The 13,793-nt window shown below is 62.3% G+C and carries 11 protein-coding genes and 1 pseudogene; 3 read left to right on the top strand and 9 right to left on the bottom strand.

The features are described 5' to 3' along the window. Nucleotides 1-21 precede the first annotated feature (21 nt). From IED13_RS23165 to IED13_RS23140, 6 genes are all read right to left on the bottom strand, one after another. The gene (locus IED13_RS23165; RefSeq protein ID WP_191125607.1) at nt 22-1,674 is read right to left on the bottom strand and encodes a bifunctional 3-(3-hydroxy-phenyl)propionate/3-hydroxycinnamic acid hydroxylase; all 1,653 of its coding nucleotides are present in this window, start codon (nt 1,672-1,674) and stop codon (nt 22-24) included. Nucleotides 1,675-1,684: 10 nt separating this feature from the next. Then, nucleotides 1,685-2,401 (bottom strand): cupin domain-containing protein, encoded by a 717-nt coding sequence (locus tag IED13_RS23160; protein WP_260368469.1) that lies wholly within the window; start codon nt 2,399-2,401, stop codon nt 1,685-1,687. 65 nt (nt 2,402-2,466) lie between these two features. Beyond that, nucleotides 2,467-3,819, bottom strand: a complete 1,353-nt coding sequence (locus IED13_RS23155; protein WP_191125605.1) for an MFS transporter — start codon at nt 3,817-3,819, stop codon at nt 2,467-2,469. A gap of 51 nt (nt 3,820-3,870) precedes the next feature. Next, nucleotides 3,871-4,791 carry a VOC family protein gene (locus IED13_RS23150; RefSeq protein WP_191125604.1) on the bottom strand — a complete coding sequence of 307 codons (921 nt, stop codon included), beginning with the start codon at nt 4,789-4,791 and terminating at the stop codon, nt 3,871-3,873. A gap of 16 nt (nt 4,792-4,807) precedes the next feature. Next, nucleotides 4,808-5,194 carry a cupin domain-containing protein gene (locus IED13_RS23145; protein WP_191125603.1) on the bottom strand — a complete coding sequence of 129 codons (387 nt, stop codon included), beginning with the start codon at nt 5,192-5,194 and terminating at the stop codon, nt 4,808-4,810. A gap of 21 nt (nt 5,195-5,215) precedes the next feature. Further along, nucleotides 5,216-6,184: a hypothetical protein gene (locus IED13_RS23140; RefSeq protein ID WP_191125602.1), complete on the bottom strand. Its 969-nt coding sequence runs from the start codon at nt 6,182-6,184 to the stop codon at nt 5,216-5,218. Nucleotides 6,185-8,101: 1,917 nt separating this feature from the next. On the opposite strand from IED13_RS23140, the gene IED13_RS23135 reads away from it, so the two are divergent. Continuing rightward, nucleotides 8,102-8,818, top strand: coding sequence for a hypothetical protein (locus tag IED13_RS23135; RefSeq protein ID WP_191125601.1), 717 nt, complete (start codon nt 8,102-8,104; stop codon nt 8,816-8,818). A 502-nt stretch (nt 8,819-9,320) separates the two neighbouring features. On the opposite strand, the gene IED13_RS23130 is transcribed toward IED13_RS23135, so the two are convergent. After that, a complete protein-coding gene (locus IED13_RS23130) occupies nt 9,321-10,496 on the bottom strand; it encodes an amino acid aminotransferase (RefSeq protein WP_191125600.1) in 1,176 nt (391 codons plus the stop codon). A gap of 8 nt (nt 10,497-10,504) precedes the next feature. Further along, the gene (locus tag IED13_RS23125; RefSeq protein WP_191125599.1) at nt 10,505-11,422 is read right to left on the bottom strand and encodes a DMT family transporter; all 918 of its coding nucleotides are present in this window, start codon (nt 11,420-11,422) and stop codon (nt 10,505-10,507) included. 111 nt (nt 11,423-11,533) lie between these two features. Here IED13_RS23125 and IED13_RS23120 point away from each other — a divergent pair, with 111 nt between their 5' ends. Both IED13_RS23120 and IED13_RS23115 read left to right on the top strand, forming a co-directional pair. After that, nucleotides 11,534-11,992 carry an Lrp/AsnC family transcriptional regulator gene (locus IED13_RS23120; RefSeq protein ID WP_191125598.1) on the top strand — a complete coding sequence of 153 codons (459 nt, stop codon included), beginning with the start codon at nt 11,534-11,536 and terminating at the stop codon, nt 11,990-11,992. A gap of 204 nt (nt 11,993-12,196) precedes the next feature. Next, nucleotides 12,197-12,370, top strand: a pseudogene (locus IED13_RS23115) (thiolase family protein); the annotation flags it as partial. Nucleotides 12,371-12,494: 124 nt separating this feature from the next. Here IED13_RS23115 and IED13_RS23110 read toward each other — a convergent pair. Further along, nucleotides 12,495-13,310 carry a DUF3313 domain-containing protein gene (locus tag IED13_RS23110; RefSeq protein WP_191125597.1) on the bottom strand — a complete coding sequence of 272 codons (816 nt, stop codon included), beginning with the start codon at nt 13,308-13,310 and terminating at the stop codon, nt 12,495-12,497. Nucleotides 13,311-13,793: the final 483 nt, after the last annotated feature.

Below are 13,793 nucleotides of genomic sequence, written 5' to 3'. Positions count from 1 at the left end.
GGAGTGAGGTGCCATCGGCTCTCAGGCCGCGGCGGTGGTTCGGCCGGGGAGCGACCCGGCATAGGCATGCAGCGCAAGCCGGAGCTCGGCCAGTAAGGCGAGGCAGGCGGCGGCCGCGTCCGCCGTCCCGAAGACGTAGTGATCTGGACGGATCAGCGCCGCGCCGGCGTCCTGTTCCGCCAGCCATCCGGCCAGCACGCCGTCCCGCTCGCGGAACGCCTCGACGGCAGGCGGCACGGCCACCGTGCCGTCCGATAAAGCAAGGACGGTCACGCCGAGGTCTTGGGCGGCATCGGACAGGGCCGATAGCTGCTCGGGCCGCCAGCCCGGAGCTCGCGTATCGATGACCATACGCCAGCCCGTGCCGAAGACGGCGTCGAGCAGACCCTCGCGGCCGGCAGCCATCGCGTAGGGCTGTGGGAAAAGGCGTCCGGTGCCGGGGCGACGCGATGAGGACAGTAGGCCAGCCCGAAGCGGCGGGATCACCGACTGTCGGGTGATCGTCGCTGGAACGCCGCCGCTTTCGGCCAGAAGCCGCGCGTCGCGTCGCCTCGCCGCCTCGGGATCGCGCTCGCACAGGACGGCTCCGATCCCCTTGATCTGCTCGATCAGCTCGCGCACATGCGGGCTGCGCTCCTCGCCATAGGTGTCCAGGAGCGAGGGGTCGGCCTGCCCCGCAAGGACGGCCTGCAGCTTCCAGACGATGTTCGTAACGTCGCGCATGCCCTGGCACATGCCCTGTCCCAGGATCGGCGGCTGCTGATGCGCCGCGTCGCCGGCGAAGAAAACGCGGCCGCGACGCCAGTCCCGCAGGACGAGGGCGTGAAAGCGGTAGCTGGCGGCACGCCAGAGCGTGGCGTCCTGCGGCCCGATCCAACGGTTCAGGAGGTGCCAGACGCGCTCAGGCCGCTCCATCTCGCGCGGGTCCTCGCCGTCGAGCAGCATGATCTCCCAGCGCCGGTGATTGCCGGGTCCGACGATGTAGACGGACGGGCGGTCGGGCTCGCAGTAATGCGCCGAGTTGGCGGGAAGCGTATCAAGCTTGTCGGGGTCGACCTTGAGATCGATTACCACCCAGGGCTCGTCGAATTCCAGATCGTCCAGCGTCGCGCCGACCATGCCGCGCAGGCTGCTCGAAGCGCCATCGCAGGCGATGACGTAATCGGCGGTAACGCGCCCGCTGCCTCCGGCTGCATCGCAAAGTTGCAGCATGACACCACTTTCGTGCTGCATGAGCCCGGTCACCTGCGTGCCCAGGCGCAGCTCGACACCGGGCCAATGCCCGGCGTGGTCCCGCAGCGCCGCTTCCAGCGGCGGCTGCGTGAAGACCATGGTGGGCGTGTAGCCAAGCGGATAAGGCGTGCCGACCATGCCGATCCGCCGCAGCAGCTCTCCCTGGCTCCCGAAATGCTCAGACAGGTCGAACGGCGCAATATAGGGCGCTACCGCCTCGGCGACACCGAGATTGTCGAGAACGCGCAGGATCTCGTGGTCGAGAGCGATCGCGCGAGGCTTGTCGTAAACCTCGCTGGTCCGGTCGATGCACAGCGTGTGAATGCCCGCCTGGCCGAGGAGGTTCGCAGCGAGGGCTCCGGCCGGGCCGAAACCGACGACGGCGACCTGAACGTCGTTTGGTAGACCGGGTGGATGAGAGGTCGAAAGCTCGGGCTGCATCGGTTTCGTCTCAGCGCAGGGGCTCGGAAAGGGTCACGTCGAAAACACTCGGCGTGCCGGCGGATGCTTCAGGGGCATTGATGGTGATCTGGAGCGCAGGTGTCGCCGACGCGTTGCGGTTGCGATGCACCATGCCGGCCGGAAAGATCGCGAGCTGTCCAGCCGCGGCGGTGCCGCCTTCGAGTCCGATCTGCAGATCGAGCTCGCCGTCGAGCATGAAATAGAACTGATCGAAGGGATGAACGTGCAGGCCCATCCCACTGCCCGGCTGTACGGCGGCCACGAAGGCCCTGAGCCGCTCCGAGCCGCGCTTGCGGTCGAGTAGCGGCTGGGTCTCGAAGGCGCGCCCTTCCGCGGCATGGCCCTGATGAGAGCTGAAGGCATCGGATGAGACGCGATCCGCGAGCTCCGCGAGCGGCGTGCCAAGGGCCGGCGCTTCCCCCGACGTCGTGGGCACCGCCGACCGGATGTCGAGGAGAACTGGCTCGCCACCGCCCACCGCGCGCAAGGCATGGGGCCTGCTCCGGGGCAGAAACAGGAAATGCCCCTTCTCCAGCGTCACGCGTTCCTCACCGGAGGTCGCCTCGACGGCGCCCGCCAATACGTAGATCAGTCGCTCCTCCGAGGAGGTCGGTCCGGCATCGTCGCTGCAGCCTTCGCCAAGTGTCAGAAGGCCGATCTCGCAGCTCTCGATGCCCTGGGCCGCGCCGGCTAGGACATGGCGCATCGCGCTGGCGCCGGCAGAACTGAAGGCAGGAGCGGAGGTAACGTGGCGCATGGCGGGTCGACCCATCACACCGCGGCGACGGCAGCATCGGCGGCCGGCAGGCGCCTGCGGCTCATCTTTCCGATCGCGATGACGGCAAAGGCGATGACGAAAGCGGGCGCGATCGGCAGTTCCAGCACGTCCTTCGCCGTCCATCCGCCCGCGAGCAGCAAGCCGATCAGCGAGGGGCTGAACGCGGAGCCAAGGCGTCCGACGCCGCTGGCCCAGCCGATGCCGGTCGCCCTGATCGCGGTCGGATAGCTTTCGGCCGCCAGCGCATTGACCAGGCCGAGACCGCCCATCACCGTCCAACCGGCCGCGAAAGCGCCTCCGAGAAGCAATGTCGGATTGCCGGCGGAATGGGCGATCGCGAAGACGAACGGCGCGATCAGCACGAAGTTGACGGTCGCGACGCGATAGGTGCCCCAGTGCGCGGCCATGGGCCCGAGGAGCGCGGAGCCGAGCATGCCGCCCAGGTTGAAGACCGTTGCGGCGAAGACCGCCTGCTGCTGTGTGAATCCGAAATCGCGGGCCAGAGTCGGCAGCCACTGGAACAGCAGATACATCACCGCCAGAATGGTCGCATAGCTGACCCAGAGCAGCACCGTCGTGCCGGCCAGGCCCTCGCCGAACAGACGGCCGAGCGAGACGCGCCCGGCCTGATCCGCCATCGTGAAGCGTGCATCCTGCGGCAGCGCCACCTGCGGCGCGATACGGCGCATAAGCGTGGCGACACGTACCTCGTCGCCGCGCCGCGCGAGCAGGAAGCGCGCGGACTCCGGCAGAGCCACGCATGTCGCGATCAGGGCGAGAAGCGTCGCCCCGCCCGCAACGAAGAATAGGGCTCGCCAGCCAAAGGCCGGTTCGAGTGCGGCGCTCAGGAAGCCGCCCAGCATCGCTCCGGCGGCGATGCCGCCGCTGACGACGAGAACACTCGTCTGACGATGGCGGGACGGTGCAAACTCGGCGACGAGGGCGCAGATACTGGGCAGAAGGCCACCGATGCCGATGCCTGCCAGCGCCCGGAAGACGATGAGATGATTGAGATCGCGCGCGAACGGCACGGCGAGGGTGAAAGTGCCGAACAGCGCGACGCAGGCGATGGTGCAGGGCCGCCGTCCCCAGCGATCTCCGGCATAGCCGAGTACGAAGGCGCCGATGGTCAGTCCGACCAGAGTCGCGGTGAAGACCGAAGCGAGCTCGGAGCGCGCGATCCCGAGTTCGGCCGAGAGGGCTGGCGCGGCGAGACCGAGCGTGACGTTGTCGATCCCGTCCAGCATCGCGAGGACAACGGCGAGCCCGAAGATCCCGAACCTGTAACCGCCGATGGTCTGGGTATCGATCAGGGTATCGATCGATAGTCTCGGTGAAGTTTCCATGGGTTTCCTCGTCTTTTTTCTTCTATGCCGGGTCTCATGCCCGACGGTTGATCAGCCGCGCAGCCGGTGCCCCCCGCTGCGGAACGCGAACAGGTTCTGGATCCGTTTCCAACGTTTGGTATGGGGAGGGGTCACGCCCCATTGATCGAGCCGGCCCGCAGGCCAGGCCCAGTATTCGGGACCGTTATAGGGATAGCTGTCGTCGATCTGCAGGACGTCGGAGGTATATTCGAGCGGGATTTCCTCCGGCCCCGCGAAATAAGCGAAGACGTTGTCGGCGCAACCATGCCGACCCACGCCCCATTCGATGGGATAGCCCGCATCGCTCATCCGCCCGGCGCCGCGCATGACGGAGTCTAGATCGGCCATCTCGAAGGAGAGATGGTTGAGCGTGTTCGCATCGGCCTGACAGATCACGATCGAACTGTGGTCCGGCGAATCCGCGTTAAGGAACGCCTGGCGCCCCGCCCGGTCGACGAGCTTCATGCCGAGGCCATCGACATAGAATGCCGTCAGGCGGGCCGCGTCGGGGTCGTTGAAGTTGACATGCGCGATCTTGTGGGGCCGGTCCGGCTGCGGCTCGTCGTCGTCGTGGCACGCCGCGCCTGCGACGACCGCCAGACACCGTCCACTCGGATCGGCGAGTCCGAAACCGTAGCCGCCCTCGATCCTGTCGAGCGAACCGGGAGGCTCGACCGGGGTCTCCATGGCCGCCAGGCGAGCATGGATGGCGTCGACGATGTCGCGCGTCCTGGCCTCATAGACCACCCGCCCGATCCGGGCTGGACCATGGCTCGGGCGCAGAGCGAGGATATGATGAAATTCCGCCGTGCCGCGCAGGTAAATCGTATCGCCGTCGCGCGCGACTTCGCTGAGGTGCCAGACATCCGTGTAGAACCGCGCGGACCGCTCGGGGTCCGCCAATTCAAGCTCGACGCTTCTTACACCGGTGATCGTCGATCTCGTCGCCATTGTCATAGCGGCGGCTTCAGCGCGAGAACTCATCGCCCTGATAGGCGACGATGGGCAGGTAATCCTCGCGCACCGGGCCGAAGATATCGACGTTGATCGCCGTCCCGTCCTCGGGCGCCGGTGGCTCGACATAATGCACGTGGTGGGCCGGAATGCGGATGACAGTGCCCGCCGGGCAGTCGAAGAGCTGATCCTCGACATGAAGCTTCACCCGCCCTTGAATGATCATGAAAATCTGGTCGAAGGGATGGCTGTGGGGCGAGCCTTGGCAGCCGGGCTCGAGGTAGTTGTACGTGACCAGCACCCCGTCGCTGCGGAAGCCACGCTGGACGATGCCGGGCTTGAGCTCGCGCGAGGGAATCTCGTCCCAGTGATAGGCCTTGACGGCCTTCTTTTCTGTCATGTCGTCCTCCCGAATTCTGATCTAGGCAGCTATGTCGCGTGCGACGTGGGCATGGAGCTGCAGGAACGGCCCAATCGCTTCCGGTGGCCGGGCTGCGAAGCCGCTACGCGCCGCCACTGCGAAATCGGGCAAATGCGGCCGGGCAAGGTCGATACGGCGCAGGGCACCGTCCCGCCCATCTGAGAGATGGATCAAGCCGAGACAGAGCGTCGTCTCGGGCGGCGGCTGAAGCGGTGCCAGGCCCCGAAAGAATTCATCCGTCTCGTGACGCAGCGGTATGGGGATATGAAGCAGATCGACCGGCCGGGACGCACGGGCGAGCAGATCCTGCGCGATCCCTGCCATGGCTACGGCATCGGCGGGCGTCATGGCGAAGCGCGCGCCGTCGCGGCAATCGAGATGAAGGGCGAGGCGGGCATGAGCGGGTACCTGGTCGATCACGCGCAGCGCCTCCTCCACGAAAGTTGCTCGCGCATCCTCCGCCAGGTCTTCTGTTGTTTCACGGACGGTTTCACTGAGATCGGCGTAAGGCAGCTCGAGCTGAATCGCCGCTTCATCGGCTTGCATCTCCGCAACGAGGCCGGCGACGTGGGCGCAGAGCGCATTTGCATAATCGTCCCGGTCTCGGCGGAGCCGCCCAAGCCCGTCGGCATACTGGATAGCCACGGGAAGGCTGGTCTGCAGCCTCGCATTCTTCGGAATCAGGCCTCGCCGTTTGAGATCGGCGAACGCGGCGAGCGAGGCGCAGCGCCACGGAGCATAACCCCCGTCTTCCGCCGCAGGTGATCGATCGCCGGGGACCGCGATGTCGGCGGGGTCGCGTACGCGACCATCGGAGAAGATCGTCAACAGCCCAGCAAGGTCTGATGCCTGCATCGCCAGTGCCGAGCGGGAATCCATCCCCGGAAAGGCGCCGACGAGGTGCAGGCACTCTTCTGCGCGAACCGCTTCAGTCGACTGTTCCGATCGATATGCCTGCCGCTCCTGCATGCCCCACCGCAGCTCCGATCTGGACTAATGCGGCGGGACGGTGCCAGGAGCGAGGATCGTCGGATAATAATGATTTATCGATTTGATATAGCCTTAATCTATATAACACGGTGCATTCGGTCGCCGCATCGCGCTCCTCCGCTATGGATGCCGAACTAAGCAAAACTGCCATGGTAGCGGTGATCCGCGCCCAGCGGCCCCGGCAACGTAGGTCTGTGATTAGCGATGATGTCTGGGAAACGCACTCTGATTGATACTGATCCCCCGTGAATTGGTCCGCCCTGAAGTATGTCTTGACGATCACCCGAGAGCGGACCCTCCAGACGCCAGCTTTGGGCCAGATTCGGCCGCCGCGCCGCCGCGCGAATTGGATTGCCGGAGAGCGGACGCTCCAGATGTCGGCTAAGCGTAATGCCGGCCGCGACGCTAAGCGTGTCATCTCCTGGCCAAGCTGATGAACGCTGTTCTGCAACCTGTTGCGCCCGGCGTTGATGAACCATGCCCGCCGCGCGGCCAGAGGCGGGCGGGAGCGGTGTGGGTGCTGATCGCGGCGATCGTGCTGACGCCGGGGGCGGGAACGGGGCGAGATGTTTGCGACGCTGTACGAAGAACTGAGCACGATCCTTGAGTGGACGGAGCGGCAAGCGGTTGGAAGGCTGCTAGAACGACAAAACCCGCCGCTAATGCGACGGGTGTTGTTGATTTGGTTGCGGGGGCACGCAACTACCGATTCCGACACTCGTTAGCAGCGGCGATCTGACGCCAATAGTCCCTTCTCCATGAAGGAGTTCGAAGCCTTTTGGGCGCGCCATTTCCGGCCGTAATCCACCAAAAATCAATGCCTTAGCTGTCCTGCGAGCTTGTTCGCGCCTGCTCGCTGCATAACAATTTGCATAACAAGAGTGCATAACAGGACAGCGAGTGACGATTCCGGTTCACATCAGCCAGCGTGGCGGCGTTTATCAATATGTCAGGCGCGTCCCCGACGAGCTGGCTGCCGTCTTCGGTTGATCGCGACGACACAGCGGGTTTTGGTACCGCCATTCGGAGGTTCGAATCCTCTCGCCCCCAGCGTGGCGGCGTTTATCAATATGTCAGGCGCGTCCCCGACGAGCTGGCTGCCGTCTTCGGTTGATCGCGACGACACAGCGGGTTTTGGTACCGCCATTCGGAGGTTCGAATCCTCTCGCCCCAGCCAAAATTCGTGATTTGCGAAGAGCTTGGTGTTTTCTGAGCGACTCTCAGCTACTTTCAGAAGCACGTCCGTTTTCCATGGATTTCCCACGCGATCCTTGGTTCCAAAAGGGCTGATAGCGCCGAGTTTCCTACGGTTCTTCCGCCACTCAAGGATCGAAGCGTGACAGCATTTGTCCGCCCGGTTGCGAGTTCTATCCTTCCTGTCACCGGTGTTAGGTGGTGGGAGGATAGCCGGTGATAAAACCGCAAACGCGAAGTACTTTGACATGGTAATGGTCAACCACCGGGCGAGCGTCGCGGCAGACCGACCACCGTGCGACGGCCGGATGTCGTTATCCCTAGCCTTTGGAAGAGATCATGGCCGTTCAGGTGGCAGCAAGCGCAACCTTGTTGGGACGGGCGGTGGTTTATAGAGTGCTGCGTCCAGCATGCGCCCAGGGAAGATTTCCTGAATTTTCTCCGGAAATTATTCTTATTGTGGATTAGTAATGATGGAAGATTCTCGTTGAGGGAGCTTTCGTCGATGCGCGCCCTAGCGTTTTTGGCTGACGATCGAACACCAAAAAAGTGGTACAATGCTTGCGAGCGAGCGGCGGTGGAAAATCGGCTTACAAAATTTACCTATCAGACAATTTTTATCTGTCCGGCATTGCCGGCGGAGTCAATTGAGTTTGTTCTAGCGGATGCCGCCGTGCGATGCCCGTTGCCGAAAGTTCCGTTATGAGCTGGAAGTTCAAACAGCAAGCAGCCTCGGCCGGTGTCCTCCATTGCAGCCGAAGGGCCGCCACGTTGGGATTGATTGCCTGGCCATTGGGGGGGTGCAACCAAGGCGTCGTGACCTATCGCTTTCGTCTGGTTGTCGAAGTGATCGATGACGGCGAGCTGAAGTCTGGATCCAGTGTGATCGAGGTTTCCACTTGGGTGAGCGGTGGATGGGGCTTCTCCGAAGTGGGAGGAACGCGAAGCAGCGCAAGAGGCGAAACGGCTTTCGTCGATCTGGGGCCAAAGGGGTGCCTTGTGCCGCTTTTCGTGTTTCCGTTTCCTGGGAGCGGTTTTCTAGAAAGATTAGCTCTTTTAGCATTTAGAAAAAAATATCCTGAAATAACTGCAAAGCAACTTTCTAAGATGCAGGGCGAAGCTGATCTTCAAGCTGAACTTCAGCCGTATCTTGCAAGTTTCTCAAATCCGCTCGATCCCGGAACTGTCCAGCTGGTTCCGGGCGCGAATGTAGGCGCGATATTCGGGCAAAATATGCGGCTAAAACGCATTTATATCGAATTGACATCGGAAGCGCCGGCGGGCGGGCTGCTAAAAGAGCGAATGCCTTGGGTAGTCGATCACAAGACTTCGGTTGAGGTGGCCAAAAAACTAGCGGTTCAGGGGCTAGATTTTGGCGGTATATCAGGAACTTCTTATATGTTCATGCGCGGAAATTAAATTGGGCAGGGATCTTCTCTTAGCGATTCTGGCGATGGATGCCTACAATCGTGATTATAACCAGGGGGTTTTGTATCTGGCAATCAAGTTGGCAGTGCTACGCTAATAGCAAACCCCCATCAAACCCTGCAGGTTATCGGGAGGCCTCGTTTTATGCGCAGGCTTACCAACTGGGCAATGAAATCGTTATTTCCTATCGTGGAACTGACGTGGCTTAGCTGCCTCCTCCCTGAAGCGAGCCATCTCGCTCCTGACGGCAACAATCTCCGCGAGCTGACGCTTGCGCCATCGACCCTGAGCTCCTTGGAAACTGCGGCGGGCTCGCAGGCTGCTCTTGTTCGACGGTTTCCAACGCGCGCCTCAGGCGGCGGGGCAACATCTCGGTGGCTACGCGGTTATCGAATGCGCTTCCGCTGCGTGCTCATCGTTCGGGATGCGTCGCGAAATGCATGGGCGAGAGCGGAAGCAGAAGGAAGCAGCAATCCGACTGACGGGACAGGCCTTAGGTCGCCACTTCTGACAGGGCCTCGGCGAGCTGATCGATCTGCGAGAAGCGAAGGCCAGCGATGTTCAGGCGCCCTGAATCTGTTCCGTAGACGGCAAACTCCCGCCGCAGACGCTCCATGCTTTCTGCAGAAAGCTTGAGCGTTGAGAACATGCCCTTGTGCTGCCGGATCGCCAGCATGTGCGCTGGTGCGTTCTTTCGCTGCAGGGCATCGGCGAGCAGGTTTCTAAGCTCCACGATGCGGCACCGCATGGCTTCCAACTCCGCTCGCCAGGCCTGAGATTTCTCGAAGACCTTGATGGCGATCGCGGCACCGTGCTCCGGCGGAACGGAATAGTTGCTACGCGTCAGGTGCTCCAGCATGCGCGGCACCTTTTCCAGCATTGCGCCATTCGCGGAGACCACCGTCGCTGTGCCGGTTCGCTCGCAGTAGAGCCCCATATTCTTGGAGCAGCTTGCGGAGATCAGGACGGTCTCCACCCGATCGACCAGAAGCCTGAGGCCCAGCGCGTCCTCATCCAGGCCATCCCCAAAGCCTTGATAGGCGGTGTCGACGAAGGGAATGAGGCCACGCTGATTGCACAGCTCGGCAATGGCAGCCCACCGATCCGCCGGCAGATCGATGCCGGTCGGATTATGGCAACAGCCGTGCAGGAGGATCACGTCTCCCGCACGGGCCTGCGCAAGATCATCGAGCGCTGCGTCGATATCGAAGCGCCCATCCTGCTCTCGCCAACGATAGTTGCGCACCCGAAGGCCGGCCGTCTCCATCAATGGGCGATGATTCACATAGGCCGGATCAGTCGACCAGACGGTGGCTTCGGAATTGGCTCGCGCGACGAGGTCTCCAAGCAGCCTGAGTGCACCGGTCGCCCCCACCGTTTGGATGGTGTGCTGCTTCCCGAGATGCGGAGACGCTTCGCCCAAGAGCAGCTGCGCCATCCCATCGTTGAATGCCTGGTTGCCAACCAACGGTCGGTACGCCTTGGACGCCCCTTCCGACACGAGCTCGCGCTCCGCGTCCCGAACGACCTGCATGGTCGGCGTGACGCCCTGATCGTCGCGATAGACGCCAATGACGAGATTGATCTTCTCAGCCCGCGGGTCGCCTTGGAAGACAGCGTTCAATCCCCAAAGCGGGTCGGGAGCAAGCGTCGGCAGATCGATGAACATTGTCTCTCTCAGGTCCTGATGTGACGACGATTGGCGAGGACGACCCCGCAGGTGATCGCAACCACGCCTGCGATAACCTGCGGAGAAAGCGTTTCACCGAGCAAAGGAACGGCGACGAGGCTTGCAAGCGCCGGCGCGAGTGAACCAATGAGCGCGCTTCGCTCAGCACCGAGACGCCTGATCGAGATGACATAGGTCAGGCTTGCCACGAGCCCTGCACCTAATCCTTGTGCCAGGAGGAAGGGCGCAGCTTCTGCCAACCCGAAGGCTCCGACATGCGTTTCGACCACGCCGGATAGGATGAGGCCGAGCAGCACGACGACGGACGGCACGTTGAGGAGCAGCGTGGCGCTGACAGCGTCCAAACCAGCTCGACGCAGCCCAATCGTGTAGATGCCCCAGCAGAGGCTGGCGGCCAGGAGCAATGGTACGCCGCGTGCGAACGAGCCTCCGACCGGGGCTGCGAGAGCCAGAGTCGCGGCTCCTCCAATGACAAGCGCCAAGGCAGACCAGCGTGTCCCTTTTGGAATTCGACGCTCGATCAAGCTTGAGATCAGAACAACCGAGAGAGGCGTGGTGCCGGCGATCAGCGCGCCGACATGAGCCGCTGATGTGGAAGCCCCTCCAGCGGCGGCCAGGAAGAAGAATGGCAGCCCCGCCCCAAGGACGATCATCAGGGCCAGCCGGGGATCGACATTGCGAATGGCGGCCCACCTGGATCGGAGCAGTGGAAGCAGCAGGATCGCCGGCACTCCGAAGCGGATGAGCGCGGCATCGGCAGGCGCCAACGCCGAGGAGCCGATGTACCGGATCGAAAGAGCAAAGCCCGCCCAGATTCCGACCGTGAGGAAGATCGCAGCATACCCGTAGGTATCCAGCGTCGAGGTGCTGGGCGGCCCAGAATTCCGTTCGATGACAGCAGACATGTCCGGCCCCTTCAGTCAGGGCTGATATGCGCTGTCTTATTGGGCATTTTCATGCGAAGATTGCTGATGATACGAGAAGATTGGGCAGAAACTGCCAATAGGAGAGCGCTTTTGGATTTGAAGGACCGCCAGATCATCGCCGAGCTGCAGAAGGACGGCCGTCTCTCGAACCAGGAGCTCTCGGAACGGGTGGCCCTGTCACCGTCCCCATGCCTTCGGAGGCTTCGGAACCTCGAAGATAGCGGCGTCATAAAGGGCTATACGGCTCTGGTCGACGAGACGGCCTTTGGCCTTCCGGTGACCGTTTTTGTCGAGATCCGGCTCACCCAACACACTCACGCGGTCAACGCGAACTTCGAGCAGAAAATCCGCAATCTCAGCAACGTGCTGGACTGCTACGTCATGACAGGCGACGCGGACTACCTGTTGCGGGTCCTTGTCGAGAGCCTGCAGGACTATGAGAGCTTTGTCCGCAATCACCTTCATAGGATCGAAGGGATCGCCGCCATCAAAACAAGCTTCGCCTATGGCGTCGTCAAACGATCGAACGTGTATCCGTGGGTGGGATAACGGTGCCGACTTGTCGATTGAGAGCCTATCTCCTCTGAAGCGCGTTTGTTCCCCGGCGGCCAGCGCGAGCGGCGAAGCTGGTCTGTGTTGCGCAGCCGCGCGGTGGTGGCGGGGACGAAGACCTCCGGCGCGGCAGGCCAACTCCGCGATCCTTGATCAGGCGAACCGCCTCGATCTTGAACTCACGCCCAAACTGTCGTCGCCGCATATGTCCGCACGCTGATCGGCCGCTTCGCCAGCACACTGTCCTCGGTCCGGGCGGACGACCTTGGCGCCGTGCCGCTGAAGGCCCTGGTCGAGCGCCACCCCGTGGTGGATTTCGGCGCGGTTGACGACGTGATCTTCGGCTGCGCCAACCAGGCGGGCGAGGACAGACGACAAACTCATGAAAGAACAGTATGGCCCAAGCCATGTCAAAATCGTGCACGGAACGATTTCCTTGGCAGATCAATACGGTTTTGGGACACACTGGGATCCAGGCTCGACGGGTCTCGGAGCACCGCTAATAGCGATGTGGTTTGGCCCCATCGTCCGTCCATTCAGGCGGCAATCCAAGCTGGCTTCCGATCAAACCGCGAATTCCGGGAGCGCGACCGTACTGCTCACAAGCCGCATACTTAGGAGGAAGCCCGATCGCAGAATTGATCTTCTGCCATGAAGGCAGGTCGATTCCGACGCTGTCAAAGGGGCTTTCCCCCTTCACCAGCATTTGGCCGAAGTCGCCGCCGAATTCCGCCGCAAGATCATAGGCATCACTCGATTTGGATGCGCGGGGTGAGTTGAACAGCGCGTTCGCCCCCCTTCCCCAAATCATGGACGCTTGCTGTCGCCCTCGAGGATCCAGGGCTTCGGCCTCCATCGAGAGGTTGCCTAGCCCGATCGGGATGCGTGGAGTTGGAATGGGAGCCCCGACGTCAACGAAATTCATGCCGAGTGAGACGGCTGCGGAAACGCCTGCTGCGACTTCGTCAGTTTCCGTCACATGGGTCACGTTAGCCTTGACGATCAAATCTGCGGGCTGATCGGGAGCCACGACTCGGAGGCGGTCGCTGACGCTGATGCATAGGGCGCGATTGACAGCGTTAGCGATCAGAGCGCGCTGCTCGCTCGAAAGCTTCGGCCCGAGTAGCGGAGCGAAGGCGGTCGGAAGAAGCTTGACCGTGCTGGCGGCCAACACCTGCTCCTTTCTCACGTTTATGCGCGACTTGGTGATCAGCCCGTCAGAAGGCTTCATCCCTTCGTAGGACGACAGCTCAAGCCCCTGCACGAGAGGAGTGGAGGCGCAGGCCGGGAGCATTCCGACCATCACCAGCATCATCAGATGCCTGCTATTGAATCCGCCTGCATGACGCTTCACACCAAGCTTTCGTCCACAAAGACTGGATTGGCTCGCAGGGGCGCATGATCGCTCCTCACACAGGGGGGTCGGAGTTGGAAACAGCTCGATGCTTAGTGCGATCTCGCGACTCGAATCCGATACCTCGGCTAAAGACGTGGCCGCGGTTTCCGAACCTCCCTCACGCAGTGGCAAGAGTGTCCCAGAAGGGCAGTCCGGCAGATGCCGGCGCCGCTCGTCCCAGATGCGTCGCCGGCGCAACCGGCTGGGTCGAGCGGATATAGTTGGAATGAATCTGGCTAAGACGCGCATCTGCACCACCGATTTCTGTCGATGGTGTTCCTTAAGGTGCTCTCATGGTTCAAAATCCGGCTGTAGATGTCCGAACGTTTCCAGCAGGTCTGGATTTATTGCAAAGCATGGCGCGATGCGCGGCCAGCAACATTCGACACAAAAATCGGCTAC

The sequence above is a fragment of the Allobosea spartocytisi genome (genome assembly GCF_014764685.1).
GTDB classification, from domain to species: domain Bacteria; phylum Pseudomonadota; class Alphaproteobacteria; order Rhizobiales; family Beijerinckiaceae; genus Allobosea; species Allobosea spartocytisi.
This window is presented reverse-complemented; position numbering and strand designations above follow the sequence as displayed.